This is a genomic window from Pseudomonas sp. TWR2-1-1 (assembly GCF_049897045.1).
In the GTDB taxonomy this organism is placed as follows: Bacteria; Pseudomonadota; Gammaproteobacteria; order Pseudomonadales; family Pseudomonadaceae; genus Aquipseudomonas; species Aquipseudomonas versuta.
The window spans coordinates 243,062-259,303 of sequence record NZ_JAFCVM010000008.1; the positions used below are offsets into that span (position 1 = coordinate 243,062).

General features: G+C 58.8%; 14 protein-coding genes. 5 read left to right on the forward strand and 9 right to left on the reverse strand.

The features are described 5' to 3' along the window. Window positions 1–88: 88 nt before the first annotated feature. Together hexR and ACP7BO_RS20200 are read left to right on the forward strand one after the other, a co-directional pair. Window positions 89–955 (forward strand): transcriptional regulator HexR, encoded by an 867-nt coding sequence (hexR, locus tag ACP7BO_RS20195; protein ID WP_060696314.1) that lies wholly within the window; start codon window positions 89–91, stop codon window positions 953–955. 182 nt (window positions 956–1,137) lie between these two features. Continuing rightward, on the forward strand, window positions 1,138–1,350 hold the full coding sequence (locus tag ACP7BO_RS20200; protein ID WP_426212320.1) for a PA3496 family putative envelope integrity protein: 213 nt from the start codon (window positions 1,138–1,140) through the stop codon (window positions 1,348–1,350). Here ACP7BO_RS20200 and ACP7BO_RS20205 read toward each other — a convergent pair. Next, window positions 1,292–2,254, reverse strand: coding sequence for a LysR family transcriptional regulator (locus ACP7BO_RS20205; protein WP_426212322.1), 963 nt, complete (start codon window positions 2,252–2,254; stop codon window positions 1,292–1,294). The two genes, ACP7BO_RS20200 and ACP7BO_RS20205, sit on opposite strands and share 59 nt — an antisense overlap. Window positions 2,255–2,444: 190 nt before the next feature. Here ACP7BO_RS20205 and ACP7BO_RS20210 point away from each other — a divergent pair, with 190 nt between their 5' ends. Beyond that, window positions 2,445–3,860: an acetyl-CoA carboxylase biotin carboxylase subunit gene (locus ACP7BO_RS20210; protein WP_060696312.1), complete on the forward strand. Its 1,416-nt coding sequence runs from the start codon at window positions 2,445–2,447 to the stop codon at window positions 3,858–3,860. An 11-nt stretch (window positions 3,861–3,871) separates the two neighbouring features. Further along, window positions 3,872–5,680 (forward strand): sodium-extruding oxaloacetate decarboxylase subunit alpha, encoded by a 1,809-nt coding sequence (gene oadA / locus ACP7BO_RS20215; protein WP_426212324.1) that lies wholly within the window; start codon window positions 3,872–3,874, stop codon window positions 5,678–5,680. Between the two features lie 229 nt (window positions 5,681–5,909). Here oadA and ACP7BO_RS20220 read toward each other — a convergent pair whose 3' ends face one another. From ACP7BO_RS20220 to ACP7BO_RS20230, 3 genes are read right to left on the reverse strand one after another with little or no spacing between them, the layout of a single operon-like run. Next, entirely contained in the window at window positions 5,910–6,590 is a 681-nt protein-coding gene (locus tag ACP7BO_RS20220) for a GNAT family N-acetyltransferase (protein WP_397455285.1), read from the reverse strand. 13 nt (window positions 6,591–6,603) lie between these two features. Beyond that, window positions 6,604–7,056: a GNAT family N-acetyltransferase gene (locus ACP7BO_RS20225; RefSeq protein WP_426212327.1), complete on the reverse strand. Its 453-nt coding sequence runs from the start codon at window positions 7,054–7,056 to the stop codon at window positions 6,604–6,606. Window positions 7,057–7,060: 4 nt separating this feature from the next. Continuing rightward, the gene (locus ACP7BO_RS20230) at window positions 7,061–7,690 is read right to left on the reverse strand and encodes an FMN-binding negative transcriptional regulator (RefSeq protein WP_426212329.1); all 630 of its coding nucleotides are present in this window, start codon (window positions 7,688–7,690) and stop codon (window positions 7,061–7,063) included. An 89-nt stretch (window positions 7,691–7,779) separates the two neighbouring features. Between ACP7BO_RS20230 and ACP7BO_RS20235 the strand changes: the two genes are divergently transcribed. Beyond that, window positions 7,780–9,327: a PLP-dependent aminotransferase family protein gene (locus ACP7BO_RS20235; protein WP_426212331.1), complete on the forward strand. Its 1,548-nt coding sequence runs from the start codon at window positions 7,780–7,782 to the stop codon at window positions 9,325–9,327. A 46-nt stretch (window positions 9,328–9,373) separates the two neighbouring features. Here the strand turns inward: ACP7BO_RS20235 and ACP7BO_RS20240 are convergent, their stop codons facing one another. From ACP7BO_RS20240 to aspA, 5 genes are all read right to left on the reverse strand, one after another. Next, on the reverse strand, window positions 9,374–10,405 hold the full coding sequence (locus ACP7BO_RS20240) for a histone deacetylase family protein (RefSeq protein WP_426212333.1): 1,032 nt from the start codon (window positions 10,403–10,405) through the stop codon (window positions 9,374–9,376). A gap of 215 nt (window positions 10,406–10,620) precedes the next feature. After that, a complete protein-coding gene (locus ACP7BO_RS20245; protein ID WP_397455278.1) occupies window positions 10,621–11,613 on the reverse strand; it encodes an AraC family transcriptional regulator in 993 nt (330 codons plus the stop codon). Window positions 11,614–11,785: 172 nt separating this feature from the next. Beyond that, entirely contained in the window at window positions 11,786–12,790 is a 1,005-nt protein-coding gene (locus ACP7BO_RS20250; protein ID WP_426212335.1) for an asparaginase, read from the reverse strand. Window positions 12,791–12,847: 57 nt separating this feature from the next. Then, entirely contained in the window at window positions 12,848–14,269 is a 1,422-nt protein-coding gene (locus tag ACP7BO_RS20255) for an alanine/glycine:cation symporter family protein (protein WP_397455276.1), read from the reverse strand. A gap of 487 nt (window positions 14,270–14,756) precedes the next feature. Then, a complete protein-coding gene (gene aspA / locus ACP7BO_RS20260) occupies window positions 14,757–16,181 on the reverse strand; it encodes an aspartate ammonia-lyase (protein ID WP_397455275.1) in 1,425 nt (474 codons plus the stop codon). Window positions 16,182–16,242 lie beyond the last annotated feature (61 nt).

The window sequence follows — 16,242 nt, forward strand, 5'->3', positions numbered from 1 at the left end:
TTGGTTGGGCAGAAAGCGAATTCTTGTAGTATAACTACAAGATTGCTACATCCCCGGCGTCCGCCGCTTACAGACCGAGTCCTGCCCTTTGAACCTGCTGCAACATATCGCCCAGTCACGCCACCTGTTACGTAAATCGGAACTCAAGGTCGCCGATCACGTGCTGCTTGATCCTGCGGCTGTAATGCACAGTTCCATGGCTGACCTGGCTCACAGCGTCGGCATCAGCGAGCCTACGATCGTGCGTTTTTGCCGCGCGATTGGCTGTTCCGGGTTTCAGGACCTGAAGCTCAAGCTGGCGCAAAGCCTGGCCGCCGGTGCCAGTTTTGGTCAGTTTGCGATTCATGAAGACGACTCGGTTGCTGATTACAGCCTGAAAATTTTCGACACCACGCTGCACACCTTGATGGACGTGCGCGAAAAGCTCGACCCGGTGGCGCTGCAGCGAGCCGTGACGGCGATGTCGCAAGCGCAGCGGGTTGAGTTCTATGGTTTTGGTGCGTCCGGCGCTGTAGCGGCAGATGCCCAGCACAAGTTTTTCCGTCTGCTGCTGACCGCTGCCGCCTACTCTGACCCGCACATGCAGGCGATGTCGGCCGCAACCCTGAAGCCCACAGACGTGGCAATTTGCATTTCTCAGTCCGGCCGCTCCAAAGACCTGCTGATCACGGCCAATCTGGTCCGTGAAAGTGGGGCAAGCCTGATCACGTTGTGTCCAAGCCAAACGCCCCTGGCGGAGCTTTCGACCATCAACCTGGCGATCGACGTTCACGAAGACACCGAAATCTATACCCCGCTGACGTCGCGTATTGCTCACCTGGTGGTGATTGACGTGCTGGCGATGGGGGTTGCCATGGCCCGTGGCCCGAGTCTGGTCAACCACCTTAAAAGCGTAAAACGCAGCCTTCGCAGTTTGCGTCTGTCGCCCAAATCGTTGAAAAGTAACGACGACTAAGCGTCGAACAATCTTTATAGGAGCGAGCTTGCCTCGCGATCTTTTGAGCTTTCAAGATCGCGAGGCAAGCTCGCTCCTGCAGGTTTATTTTCAGCTTTCATCCCCCTGTCATCGCGCTTTCGCCAAGTCGTCATAAACAAAGTCCATCGTGAAGCTCCCGTACACGCCTTGGGAGACTCGAAATGGCTCAGCCTTACGAAGAACGCAACAGCGCCGTCAAAACTCGCCGTCAGCAAGAAGACCAGCGTCGCATGGCCTTCCGTCGTGCGATCGAAGACCTTACCAATCAGCGCCAGCTGAGTATGGAAACCGCCGATTACCCCGACCTCAATGCGCTCAATTATTGGCAGGCGTCTGCGGCAAGTGACCGTCGAAACGCTCAACCAGCGCGCTGATTTGCAGGCGCTCACTGCGGATAAAACCCAAAAATGCATGGGCTACCGGTGACAGGCGTTTGGCTTTGGCCTGCACCACGCACCAACTGCGATACAGCGGCAACTCTTCGACCGGCAGCTCGCACAGCAGGCCGGTCGCCAGCTCCAGGCTGACGGCGTGGCGGGTCAACAGCGCCACGCCCAACCCGGCCACTGCGCATTCACGCTGGGATTCGTTCGATGCCACTTCCAGTGTCTGATTGAAGTGAACGCGCTTTTCCTTGAAATATTCTTCGCAGGCCATGCGCGTACCAGACCCCTGCTCGCGCATCAGCAGCGTGTAGGGCTCCAGATCCTGCAAGCGTAACGGGCCTAGAGCACATAGCGGATGGTCCGCCGGCACCACGGCAACAATCGGGTTATTCAAAAACGGCAGAAACTCCAGGCCCATGTCTTGCGGCACCATCGACATAATGACCAAATCGTCGCGGTTGTCCGACAGCCTGCGCACCGCCTGCGCGCGATTGACTACCGTGAGCTGCAAATTGACTTCCGGGTGCTGGCGCTTGAATGCGGCAAACAAGTGCGGGACGAAATATTTGGCACTCGATTCGACCGCCAGTTTCAGTTGCCCTTGCAGTGAGCCCAGCATGTCGGAGAGCTGCATATCGAGGCTTTCGAGGCGCCCGAAAATATCCCGACTGGCCAACTGAAGCGCTTCAGCCGCTTCGGTCATGTACAGCTTTTTACCGACGTAATCGAATAATGGCTGCCCGACAAGCTCTTCAAGCTGGCGAATTTGCAGGCTGACAGCAGGCTGGGTAAGAGACATTTCTTCCGCAGCGCGGCTGTAAGAGCGTAGATCGCAGACTTCGTTAAATACCTGAAGTTGTCGAAAAGTTATACGCATCAATGACTTACGCATTTTTTATGAGTTATCCAGAGCGGCAAGTGATCTGACTATAAGTCTTTGCTTATGCATGACCCAAGAAATATTGATTTTTGTTTATCTCTGCGTGGGTCTAGTGTGGCCCTACAACGGTTCAGACACATTTGGACACGTGCCGACCTGGTCTAGCAGGTCGTTTGTTCCATAGGCTTTAGGAAAACTCCAAGTGATAAAAAAGATCCTGATCGCCAACCGCGGAGAAATCGCCGTCCGCATCGTGCGTGCCTGTGCCGAGATGGGTATTCGCTCTGTAGCGGTCTATTCCGAAGCTGACCGGCATGCCTTGCACGTCAAGCGCGCCGATGAAGCGCACAGCATTGGCGAAGACCCTCTGGCCGGCTATCTCAACCCGCGCAAGCTGGTGAACCTGGCCGTGGAAACCGGTTGCGATGCCTTGCATCCCGGTTACGGTTTTCTGTCAGAAAACGCCGAGCTGGCTGATATTTGTGCCGAGCGCGGAATCAAGTTTATCGGTCCGTCCGCCGAAGTCATTCGCCGCATGGGCGACAAGACCGAAGCGCGCCGTAGCATGATCAAGGCCGGCGTACCGGTTACCCCGGGCACTGAAGGCAACGTTGCCGACATCCACGAAGCATTGGTCGAAGGCGAGCGCATCGGTTACCCGGTGATGCTTAAAGCTACGTCTGGTGGCGGCGGTCGCGGGATTCGTCGCTGCAACAGCCGCGAAGAGCTAGAACAGGCTTTCCCCCGGGTTATCTCCGAAGCCACCAAGGCCTTTGGCTCGGCTGAAGTGTTCCTCGAAAAATGCATCGTTAACCCCAAGCACATCGAGGCGCAGATTCTTGGCGACAGTTTCGGCAACGTGGTGCACCTGTTCGAGCGCGACTGCTCGATCCAGCGCCGCAACCAGAAGCTGATCGAAATCGCCCCAAGCCCTCAACTGACCCCGGAACAGCGTGCCTACATCGGCGACCTGTCCGTGCGCGCGGCCAAGGCAGTGGGTTACGAGAACGCCGGTACCGTGGAGTTCCTGCTCGCTGAGGGCGAGGTGTACTTCATGGAAATGAACACCCGGGTGCAGGTGGAACACACCATCACCGAAGAAATCACCGGCATCGACATTGTTCGCGAACAAATTCGCATCGCCTCCGGCCTGGCGTTGTCGATCAAGCAGGAAGACATTCAGCACCGCGGCTTTGCCCTGCAGTTCCGGATCAATGCTGAAGACCCGAAAAACAACTTCCTGCCCAGCTTCGGCAAGATCACCCGTTACTACGCACCCGGCGGGCCTGGCGTACGTACTGACACGGCGATTTATACCGGATACACCATTCCACCGTATTACGACTCCATGTGTCTGAAACTGGTGGTATGGGCGCTGACCTGGGAAGAAGCGATGGACCGTGGTTTGCGCGCTCTCGACGACATGCGTCTGCAAGGGGTCAAAACCACCGCTGCGTACTACCAGGAAATCCTGCGTAACCCGGAATTCCGCAGTGGCCAGTTCAACACCAGCTTCGTAGAAAGCCATCCTGAACTGACCAACTACTCGATCAAGCGCAAACCCGAAGAGCTGGCCCTGGCCATCGCCGCCGCCATTGCCGCCCACGCAGGCCTGTGAGGAATATTTTCATGTCCAATAAGATCTTTGTAACCGACACCATCCTGCGTGATGCCCACCAGTCGCTGCTGGCCACCCGCATGCGCACTGAAGACATGCTGCCGATTTGCGACAAGCTCGACAAAGTCGGCTACTGGTCCCTGGAAGTCTGGGGCGGCGCTACCTTTGATGCCTGCGTACGCTTCCTTAAAGAAGACCCGTGGGAGCGTCTGCGCCAGCTGCGCGCAGCCTTGCCCAACACTCGTCTGCAAATGCTGTTGCGGGGCCAGAACCTGCTGGGCTACCGCCACTACAGCGACGATGTGGTCAAAGCCTTTGTCGCTAAAGCGGCCGTTAATGGCATCGACGTATTCCGCATCTTTGATGCCATGAACGACGTGCGTAACCTGCGCGTGGCCATCGAGGCGGTCAAAGCGGCCGGCAAGCATGCCCAGGGCACCATCGCCTATACCACCAGCCCTGTGCATACCACTGAAGCGTTTGTGGCCCAGGCCAAGCAGATGGAAGCCATGGGTTGCGACTCGGTGGCGATCAAGGACATGGCCGGCCTGCTGACGCCATACGCCACGGGCGAACTGGTCAAGGCACTGAAGGCTGAAATTGGCCTGCCGATCTTTATCCACTCCCACGACACCGCCGGTCTGGCCGCCATGTGCCAGCTCAAGGCCATCGAAAACGGTGCCAGCCACATCGACACCGCGATCTCCAGCTTCGCATGGGGCACCAGCCACCCGGGTACCGAGTCGATGGTTGCCGCCCTTAAAGGCAGCGAATACGACACCGGTCTCGACCTGGCACTGCTGCAGGAAATCGGTCTGTACTTCTACGCCGTCCGTAAGAAGTACCACCAGTTTGAAAGCGAATTCACCGCGGTCGACACTCGCGTTCAAGTCAATCAGGTGCCGGGCGGGATGATCTCCAACCTTGCCAACCAGCTCAAAGAGCAGGGCGCCCTGAATCGCATGAGCGAAGTGCTGGCCGAAATCCCGCGTGTTCGTGAAGACCTGGGCTTCCCGCCGCTGGTTACCCCGACCTCGCAAATCGTCGGCACCCAGGCGTTCTTCAACGTACTGGCCGGCGAGCGCTACAAAACCATCACCAACGAAGTGAAGCTCTACCTGCAGGGCGGCTACGGCAAGGCGCCGGGCGTGGTCAACGAGCAACTGCGTCGTCAGGCCATCGGTAACGAAGAGTTGATCGACGTGCGTCCTGCGGATCTGCTCAAGCCGGAAATGGTCAAGTTGCGTGGCGAAATCGGTGCGCTGGCCCAGTCCGAAGAAGACGTACTGACCTATGCGATGTTCCCGGATATCGGTCGCAAGTTCCTTGAAGAACGCGCAGCCGGCACCCTGGCTCCGGAAGTGTTGCTGCCGATCCCTGAGGCGGGTGGCGTGAGCAGTGCGGGCGGTGAAGGCGTACCTACCGAGTTCGTGATCGACGTGCACGGTGAGAGCTACCGCGTCGACATCACCGGTGTGGGCGTCAAGGCTGAGGGCAAGCGCCACTTCTACCTGTCCATCGACGGCATGCCAGAAGAAGTGGTGTTCGAGCCGCTCAACCAGTTCGTCGGCAGCGCCTCCAGCAAGCGCAAGCAGGCCAGCGAGCCGGGGCACGTCAGCACTGCCATGCCGGGCAACATTGTCGATGTTCTGGTCAAGGTGGGCGACACCGTCAAGGCTGGCCAATCGGTACTGATTACCGAAGCGATGAAAATGGAGACCGAAGTACAGGCCGCCATCGCCGGCAAGATCCTCCTCATTCATGTGATCAAAGGCGATCGCGTTAACCCGGGCGAAATCCTGATCGAAATCGAAGCCTGATACTGCCTTTGATCCAAACGCTTTAAACCTCGGGGGAGCATGTGCTCCCCTTTTTTTTGCCCGGGATTCAAGGTCCCCCCCCTGTAGGAGCGAGCTTGCTCGCGAGGCTTGTCAGCTCACCGCCAAAAAAAGGGGGGGCAGAAATGACCCTGTCAAAAACCCGCAAAGTTTTAACCCCTTCCAGACACAAAAATGCCCGGCAGTCCTTGTCGGGCGCTCTGATCAAAATTTATACAGTTGCTGCCCTGCATTCTTCCAGAGACTTGATCTGGCCGCTTTCGGGTTGGTTATCCAGTGCCAGCCATTTTTCGAAGCCGGCGGCTATAGCTGGCCATTCCGTACCGATAATGCTGTACCACGTGGTATCACGATTCTTGCCTTTGACCACCATATGCTGGCGAAATACGCCTTCATATGTGTACCCAAGTCGTACTGCGGTACGTTTGGATCTGGCGTTGTCATTGTTGCACTTCCACTCCAGGCGTCGATTGCCCAGCGCGAAGGCTTCCTTGGCCAGCAGGTAGACCGCTTCGGTACTTTTCGGCGAACGCTGCATTGGGGCGCCGAAAGTGACGTGGCCGATCTCTATGCGCCCGTGTTCGGCAACTATGCACATCAGGCTGATGGTGCCCTGGGCCTGGCCACTGATCTGGTCGACAACGGTATAGAAGTGCGGATCGCGGCTTGCCGCGTTGTTCTGCAGCCAAGCATCAAATGCCGGGCGTTCATTGAAAGGTCCGTACGGCAAGTAATCCCATAGTTTGGGATCACCTTCGGGGCCTTGTAAGGCTAGCCATAATTCATCGCCATGACGCGCCGGGTCGAGCTTTTCCAGACGAATGAAGCGCCCTTCAAGTGTTCGTGTATCCGGCGTTCTGGCTGGCTGCCAATGTTGTAGATCTTCAGGCATTGCGCGTTCCTTTTTATGACAAGGCTTTGCGAAATAGAATAAAGCCCGGACGCTCGGCCATTCGCTCATAAAGCTGAATGGCGGTCGCGTTGCTCTCTTGGGTCAACCAGTAAACTTTGGCGCACTGATTGTCTTTGGCCGCGGCGTATACATGCTCGATCAACCGGCGCCCCGCACCGGTGCCGCGTACCTGGGGGCTGACAAACAGGTCTTGAAGGTAGCAGGAGTGACCAATGCTCCAGTTGGAGCGGTGATAAATAAACTGCACCATGCCCACCGCCTCGTCGTCCTTCCAGGCCAGCGCCAGATGGGTCGGCTCGGCCGGGTCGAGAAAGCGCTCCCAGGTTGACTGGCTGACCTCGGCGGGCAGTTCGGTTTTATAAAAGCTCAAATACGCCTGCCAGAGCGGCAGCCATTGATCGTGATCGGCGGCGGTGGCGGGTTTGATCTGCAGTGGCTGAGCCATGTTGCTATTCCTTAGCGATTAATTGAGCGAGGGCGTGGTCTTGCGGGTTGTTGGTGGCCAGCAGTCCATTACGCACGCCGAGCTGGTCGGCGGTGCTGCGGTTCTGGCTGAGTTTGCGTTTACCGTTAAGGCGTGAGATTGGCAGGCTGAAACCCACAATCGCCTTGAGCATGCTGTCGATGTAATCCCTGGGAGCGTCGCTGACGGCCCACGGCTCGGGTCGGCTGGCTTCGTGCTTGCTGCTCAGGCGACTGACCAGCGTCAGCAGGCGCTCGGCATCATCGAATACCTCGGCCTGGCCGTAGGCGTGAACGGCAAGGTAGTTCCAGGTGGGTACGGATTTACCGTCCTCAGCTTTGCTGGGGTAGAAGGACGGGCTGATATAAGCCTGCTCCCCGGCAAAAATAACCAGCGCCTCGGCACCTTCTGCCAATACCTGCCAATGGGGGTTGGCGCGGGCAAGGTGGCCATACAGCGTGCCGTTGGGGCCTTCGTCCGGGTTTAACAACAGCGGTACATGGCTGGCGAGCAGGCCCTGGCTGCCATGGGTGACCAGCACCGGCAACGGCGTGGCCTGCATCTGTTGATGCAGTATGCGGATATCACTTTCTGCGAAGGCGCGGGGCACGTACATAGAGATTTTCCTTGGCGAATGCCTGCATCCTAGGCAGGCTAATGGCTCGTTGTAAGAGCCATTAATGGTCATTTTCGTAGGTCCAATTCATGTCGGATTCAGCGCTGTCCATCGCCTTCAACCCTGCCGGTATCGAGCTTGATCCAAAAAAAGGCCTGAGCCGTCAGCTCTATCAGGCATTGCGCCAGCGAGTACTGGATGGCCGCCTGGGCAGTGGCTCGCGGTTGCCGGCGAGTCGCGATCTGGCAGCGGCCCTTGGTATTTCGCGAAACAGCGTGGTACGGGCTTACGATCAGCTATATGCCGAGGGCTTTATCGAGGGGCGGATCGGTGATGGCACTTATGTTGCGCAACTGCCGGAAAAAGCACTCCCCCGGAAAAAGTTGTCCACCAACTTGTCCACAGGCTTTTCAACAGGCTTATCCCCAGGGTTATCCACAAAACAGGGTGATTTACCTGTGGTTACGTCCAGTAAAGTTATCCACAGCACCGCTTTGGAGAGGGTTGGCCAACACTCTCTTGACCTTCCTCCGGGGGGCGTTCCACGGGCATTTCGGGTGGGGGTGCCAGCTTTTGACTTATTCCCTTTCGAGGTCTGGAGCAAGCTGCAGGCGGCTTTTTGGCGTAAGCCGGACTTGCAGCAACTGTGTTATGGCGATCCGGCAGGGGATGAGCGCCTGCGCGAGTTGATAGCGGCCTATTTGCGCACCTCCCGCGGTTTATCGTGCTCATCTGAGCAAATTTTGATCACCAGTGGCGCGCAGCAGGGAATTAGCCTTTGTGCACAGCTGCTGGTCGAGCCTGGCGACGGGGTGGCCGTCGAGAATCCCGGCTACCGCGCAGCGGCACATGCCTTTGCGATTGCGGGGGCGAAAATGCAGGGCATCGCGGTCGATCAGGATGGTATGGATTGCTCGGCACTGGCGCACCTGAGCAATTGTCGGCTGGCCTACGTGACGCCGTCCCATCAGTACCCGACAGGAGTGACCATGAGCCTGGCCCGGCGCCTTGAACTGCTGGACTGGGCCGAGCGTAATCAGGGCTGGATCATCGAAGACGATTACGACGGCGAGTACCGTTATTGCGGGGCCCCGCTGGCGCCGTTGGCGGCACTGGACCGTCAGGGGCGGGTGATCTATGTCGGCACCTTCGGCAAGGTGGTGTTCCCGGCCTTGCGTCTGGGGTATCTGGTATTGCCCAAGGGTTTGATTGAGCCATTTGCCCGGCGCCGCTCCCTGGACATGCGGCATTCGGAAGTCAGTACTCAGGCCGTGATGGCGGAGTTCATGGCTGCCGGGCACTTTCAGCGACATATCCGGCGCATGCGTCGTGCCGCCTTGAGTCGGCGTAATGCATTGCTGGCTGACTGGCCTCAGGGGATCGCAGGGGTGGGGCCGATGCCGGGTATTGCCGCGGGCTTGCATGTGACCGTGCCCGTCATAAATCTTGAGCGCGAGCAGCAACTGCTGGCTCATGCCAAAGAGGCCGAGGTGGAAATCAACGGTTTGAGTAGTTACTGGTTGCAAGGCTCGAGTGAGCCTGTGGATAAACGCGCGGGGCTGGTGCTGGGTTTTGCCGCGGTACCCGAGGCCGATATCAAGGCAGCGCTGGCCCGCCTGGGCAAGATCTGGATGTAGGAGCGAGCTTGCTCGCGAGCAAGCTCGCTCCTACAGGTCCGGGGGCTCATCGGGCGCTTTCGAAACCCTCAAGCACATTGACTGCATTAATCCCGATTTCTTCTACCGCGTAGCCGCCCTCCATCACGAACAGCGTCGGTTTGCCCAGGCGTGCAATGCGTTCGCCCATGCGCAGATAGTCGGGGCTATCGAGCTTGAACTGGGAAATGGGGTCGTTCTTGAACGTGTCCACACCCAAGGAAATCACCAGCACATCGGCGTCGTAACCTTCGATTTCGGTGCAGGCCAGTTCCAGTGCCGCGCTCCAGCGATCCCATGCCGAACCGGCCGCCAGCGGGTAGTTGAAGTTGAAGCCTTCACCTGCACCTTCGCCCAGCTCGTCTGCATACCCCAGAAAGAACGGAAACTCGGCTTCGGGATGACCGTGGATTGAAGTGAACAACACGTCGCTGCGCTCATAGAAAATCGACTGCGTGCCGTTGCCGTGGTGATAGTCCACGTCGAGGATCGCCACCTTTTTACGACCCTGGTCAAGGAAGGCCTGAGCGGCAATCGCAGCATTGTTGAGGTAGCAATAACCGCCCATCAAGTCGCTGGCGGCATGGTGTCCCGGTGGTCGGCACAGGGCGAATGCGCAGTGAACACCGTTCTGGATGGCGGCTTGAGCGGTGAGTGCAACCTGGGCGGCGCTATAGGCTGCGCGCCAGGTACCCGCAGTAATCGGGGCGCCACCGTCGAAACTGTAATAGCCGAGCTGGCCATGCAGGCTGACAGGCACCACGGCACGCAGGGTGCGGGCAGGCCAGGTGTAGGGCATCAAATCGCCGTCACGGCCATGCTCGGCCCAACGCGCCCAGGCCCCTTCGAAAAAATCCAGATACGCCGCACTGTGCACACGCAGGATCGGCTCACGTCCGAAGTCTTGCGGGGCTTGCACCGGCCCCAGCTCGCGGGTTTGAACGCGCTGCAGAATATGGTCGGCGCGGGAGGGCATTTCAAAGCAGGGCATCAATTGCCCGTCTATCAATTCACAGCGGCCATGATGCAGATGATGATCGTCTGAGTAGATGGTCAGCATTGTCCTTGTTCTCCGTAGACTCGGGCGGTGTTCTACAGTTTTGCGGCACCGCAAGTTTCAGAGAACGGCAGGAACGGCCAAAAGAGGATAGATATGGCCCAAATCACTGACCGCAATTGCCCCCTGACCCCACACAACCTGTAGGAGCGAGCTTGCTCGCGAGCTCTTCCATGTCGCGATGAAGAGCTCGCGAGCAAGCTCGCTCCTACGGTTTTTTACGCGCGAAACTGGCTGGGGGCGACCCCGCTCCAGCGTACAAATGCGTGGCGAAAACTCGCGGTTTCGCTAAAGCCCAGGGTTTCGGCAATCTGATAAATCGGCCATTCGGTTTCGTGGAGTAACAGCTTGGCGCGCTCAAAACGCAGTTCGTCGAGCAGCCCCTGATAGCTGCATCCGGCGTCATGCAGGTGCCGGCGCAACGTGCGTGGCGAGCAGTTCATTTGCTCTGCCAGGCCTTCGAGGCCCGGTGCTGCATGCAGCTGGGCGGCGAGCAACTGGCGGATGCGTGTCAGCCAGGACTGGCGCCCGGTGAACTCCAGGTTTTGTTTACGGCAGCGCTCAGCCATTGCTTGGTGAGTGATGGCATCGGCCAGCGGCAGAGGGTGGTCAAGCCAGTGTCTGGCAAAGGCAAAGCCATTGTCCTGAGCCTCGAATGTGCGCGTGCAGTCGAAGGTGCTGGCGTAGCTGGCGTGATAGTCCGGCTTGCTGTGGGCGAAACGGGCGGCCAGCAGCGGTAAGGGCTGACCCAGCAGGTCCTGGCAAATAACGGTCAATGACACCAGGCAAAGTTGTGCATTGAAGACGGCCAGCTGCGGATTTTCATGATAGTGGTCCGCGCAGAACCAGACCTGATCGCCCTCGACCTTAAGGCTGAGCTCAAAAAGTGTTCCCAGCAGCGCCGGATAGCGCAGGGCCAGACGTAAAGCGTCACCTAAGGTGGCACTGGTGAGCAGGGCATAGCCCAGCATGCCGTAAGACGACACGTGCATGCGCCGCCCCAGTTCAAGGCCTATTTCACGGCGTAAGGCCACGGCGTTGGCGCACACCTGCATTTCCTGGCTGGCGGTAATACGTGTGTCGGCGCGGCTCAGATCGGCGGCCCGAATGCCGCTGCCTGCCAACAATGCTTCGCACGGCAGGCCTTCGGCCTCGAAGGTACTGAGCACCAGTGATACAGCGTTGAGGGTGGTGAGATGGGAGTGCAGCATGTTCGCTTCCTGCATGGGGGTGCAGGAAGTGAGCAAATTGTGTGCCGGGGTGTGAAATTGATCCCGATGTAGCTCTGTACCCTGACTCTGTAGGAGCGAGCTTGCCTCGCGATCTTTTGATTTTTTAAAAGATCGCGAGGCAAGCTCGCTCCTACAGATGGAAGGGGGCTGTTTACGCCAGCTCGCCGCACACATCCAGTTCAACCAGCTGGCGTACTTCTACCAGGGGCAGGTCTGCCCCCAGCAATGCGTGCAGCTTGCCGAGCGCGGCTTCTCGAGTCATGCCGCCGCCCGAGAGCACGCCGGCTTCACGCAAGCGGCTGCCTGCTTCGTACACGTCAAGTTCCACACCACCTTCATGGCATTGGGTAATGGCGACCACCACGATGCCGTTTTGCTGTGCCCGTTGCAGGCTGGCGAGGAAGGCCGGGTTGTCGCTGGGGCCGGTACCGCTGCCGAAGCATTCGAGTATCAGGGCCTCAATCCCGCTATTGAGCAGGGCATCCAGTTGCGCCGCGCCAATCCCCGGCACCAGCGGCAGCACGCCGACACTGGCCTCGTGCCGTGGATGGCGGTACAGCAGCTCACCCGGCAAGGTATTGGCCTTGGGTGCGCCGCCATTACGCTTGAGCGCGACAAACGGGTTGCGCCCGAAGCTGCGCACTTTGGCGCAGCGTGTCGGTGCCAGGAGCGCGCCATGGAAGTACAGCTGCACGCCATGGGGCTGACCTCGTCCCAGTGCGCTCAAGGCACCGCTGACGTTTTCCCAGGCATCGCTGTCGGGCACGCCCGCTGGCAGCATGGAACCGGTGAACAATACCGGTGCCGGCAACCCCAGCAGTTGAAAGCACATCGCCGCAGCGCTGTAGGCCAGGGTATCGGTGCCATGCAGGACCAATACTGAATCGCAGTCATCCTGTTCGACAGCTTCGATGATCGCGGTGCGCAGGCGCAGCCAGTAGGCGGGCGTCATGTTGGCGCTGTCGATCAGCGGGCTCATTTCGCGAAAGCGCCACTGCGGTACTTGCAGCTGTGGCTGGCTGGCAAGGTGTTCAGCCATGCGCGCTTCAAAGCCCGATGCCGGGGCCAGGCCGTTGGCGCTGGCTTGCATGCCGATGGTGCCGCCGGTGTAGAGCACCATGACGCGCTGGGCTATGTGATGAGTGGCTGCAGTCATTTATGAGTCTCCATAAGCAAAAACGCGGCGGTTCTGATAAGAACCGCCGCGTGAGTGTCAGCGTTTTGTTTCTTCGCTCGTGGCGGCCGGTCGTGGCGGCCAGGCCTTGAGGTCCAGATCCAGATCCGGGAATTTACTGGAATCGAACACCGGTGTCTTGATCCCGGCGCGACGCTGGTCGTCGTAGTCCTTGAGCACGCGCATGCAGATCTTGAACAGCATCGCCAGGGCAACCAGGTTGACGAACGCCAGCATGGTCATGGCGATGTCGGCGAAGGCGAAGACGGTTTGCAGGTTTTCGATCGACCCCCAAAAAATCAGCACCAGTACCAGCACGCGATAACCGATCAGCGCCTTGCGGCTCTCACCGACCAGGAAGCGCAGGTTGTTTTCACCCAGATAGTAGTTGTAGAGCATCGAGGTGAAGACGAACAACGCCAGTGCCACGCTGATGAACACGCGGCCCCATTCGCCGACAACGGCAGCCAGGGAGTTCTGGGTCAGGGCAATGCCGTCCCCTTCAAAGCCCGGGGTATAGAAGCCGGACAGCAGGATCAGCAGCGCGGTGCAGGTGCAGATCACGAAAGTATCGAGGAATACGCTGAATGCCTGAACCACGCCCTGGGCGATCGGGTGGTCAACATCGGCCACGGCGGCTACGTTCGGCGCGCTGCCCAGACCGGCTTCGTTGGCGAATACGCCACGTTTGACGCCCATCACGATCGCACTGCCGATCAGACCGCCGAACACCGGGTCGAGACCGAAGGCGCTCTTGACGATGTGGCCGAGCATGGCCGGCACGTGATCGAATTGCAGCACGATCACATAGAGGGTGACGGCAATGTAGGCCAGGGTTTTGACCGGTACCAGCAGGTCGGCTACCGAAGCGATACGTTTGATACCGCCGATAAACACCAGCCCCAGGAGGATGGCGATGGCCAGGCCGGAGTAATTGACCTCAAAGCCGAAGGCATCTTGCAGCGAGTGAGTCACAGCGTGGGCTTGCAGGCCCATAAAGGCAAAACCGAAGGTAATGAGCAGCAGGACGGCCATCAGCTTGCCCATCCAGACTTTGCCCAGGCCGTACTTCATATAGAAGGACGGGCCACCGCGCAGTTGGCCTTCCGCGTCGCGACGCTTGTACAGCTGGCCCAGCGAACATTCGATCAGGCTGCTGGACATGCCGACCAGCGCGGTCACCCACATCCAGAACACGGCACCCGGACCACCGAGGGTCACGGCAATGCCGACGCCGGCGATGTTGCCTGCACCCACACGGCCCGCCAGGCTCAGCATCAATGCCTGAAACGAGCTGAGTTCGCCGGCGCTGCTGCGCAGGCTGTCTTTGAAGACCGAAAACATGTGCAGGAAGTAGCGAAACTGAACGAAACGCGAGCGGATCGTGAAGTAACCACCGAGCCCGACCATAAGCACGATTAGCACTTTCCCTGAGAGGAAGTCATTGATGACTTCAAGCATGGATTATTCCTCGCTGTTTTTATCTGTAGGCAACACGGCTGGATCGGGATCGCGCATTACGCCCGGCAAGACAGGGCATAAAACTAGGCGATCAAGGGGGCCCTGGCCATGTTGCTGCTTGGTTTACGATGCTGTTTCCGCACTGTCGGTGGCCGCTGTTGCAGGGCCCACGCACGGGAAGAGGGCCGGCACTATACCTAGGAGTCTTTGAAGCGTCTGCATAAGTGATTGATTTTTCATGTACGAGTCGTCTGAAAAGGCCTCATATCCTGTCGTCTTTGCCCTCTTTGTTTGTCCTTTGTGGGAGCCGGCTTGCCGGCGATGCAGGTTGCGCAGTTATCAGGTGCAGCGACGTGATGCCATCGCCGGCAAGCCGGCTCCCACAAAATCTGGGCAAAAAAAAGGGCCTGCAGACGTATCTGCAAGCCCTCAAAAGGTGAGAGGTGTCTAGTCCCTCGACCTGGTGAGCGTTGAGCGTGTTACTGCATCAGGCCTTGAGAGGCACCAGACGCGGAGCAATCATGTTTTCCGGGCGCAGGATGTCGTCGAGCATGGCGTCGTCGAGCAAGCCTTCTTCGCGCACCAGTTCCAGCACGCCGCGGCCGCTTTCAAGGGCGATACGGGCGATGCGGGTGGCGTTTTCATAGCCGATGTAAGGGTTCAGCGCAGTCACTAGACCAATCGAGTGTTCGACCAGTTCACGGCAGCGAGCTTCGTTGGCGGTGATGCCGACGATGCAATGCTCGCGCAGCATGTCCATGGCGCGTTGCAGCAGGCGGATCGAGTCGAAGATCTTGAACGCGATCAGCGGCTCCATCACGTTCAGTTGCAGCTGGCCGCCTTCAGCCGCGATGGTCAGTGCCAGGTCGTTACCGATGATCTGGAAGGCCACCTGGTTAACGGCTTCCGGGATTACCGGGTTGACCTTGCCTGGCATGATCGAACTGCCTGGCTGACGCGCCGGCAGGTTGATTTCGTTGATGCCGGTACGCGGGCCGCTGGACAGCAGGCGCAAGTCGTTGCAGATCTTCGACAGTTTGACCGCGGTACGCTTGAGCATGCCGGAGAACAGGACGAAGGCGCCCATGTCTGAAGTGGCTTCGATCAAGTCGGCAGCAGGCACCAGCGGCTGGCCGCTGATGGTTGCCAGACGGGTCACGGCCAGGTGCTGGTAGCGCGGGTCGGCGTTAATGCCGGTACCAATCGCAGTACCGCCCAGGTTCACTTCGGTCAGCAACTCTGGTGCCAGTGTTTTCAGGCGGGCCAGGTCTTCACTCAACGTGGTGGCAAACGCGCGGAACTCTTGACCCAGGGTCATGGGTACTGCGTCTTGCAGCTGGGTACGGCCCATCTTCAATACGTGGTTGAACTCAACGCCTTTGGCTGCGAACGCCTGAATCAGGCTGTCGAGGCTGGCCAGCAGTGCATCGTGACCCAACAGCAGGCCCAGACGGATGGCCGTCGGGTAAGCGTCGTTGGTCGACTGTGCCATGTTCACGTCGTTGTTCGGGTGCAGGTACTGGTATTCGCCCTTCTGGTGGCCCATGGCCTCCAGCGCGATGTTGGCGATGACTTCGTTGGCATTCATGTTGGTTGAAGTGCCAGCGCCGCCCTGAATCATGTCCACCACGAACTCATCGTGGAAATCGCCGCGGACCAGGCGGGCGCAGGCTTCGCTGATGGCAGCGTGCTTGGCTTCGCTCAGATGGCCCAGCTCGCGGTTCGCGTCAGCTGCGGCTTGCTTGACCATGGCCAGGGCCACGACCAGCTTCGGGTAGTGCGAAATCGGAACGCCGGAGAGACGGAAGTTGTTCACCGCTCGCAGGGTCTGGATGCCGTAATACGCTTGAGCGGGTACTTCGAGTACGCCAAGCAGGTCTTTTTCAGTGCGGAAAGATGCAGCGGAGGACATGATAGAAATCATCTCGATAAGGACCCGGTCTGAGCCGGAACGCTGCGAATGCTAGGCTTGC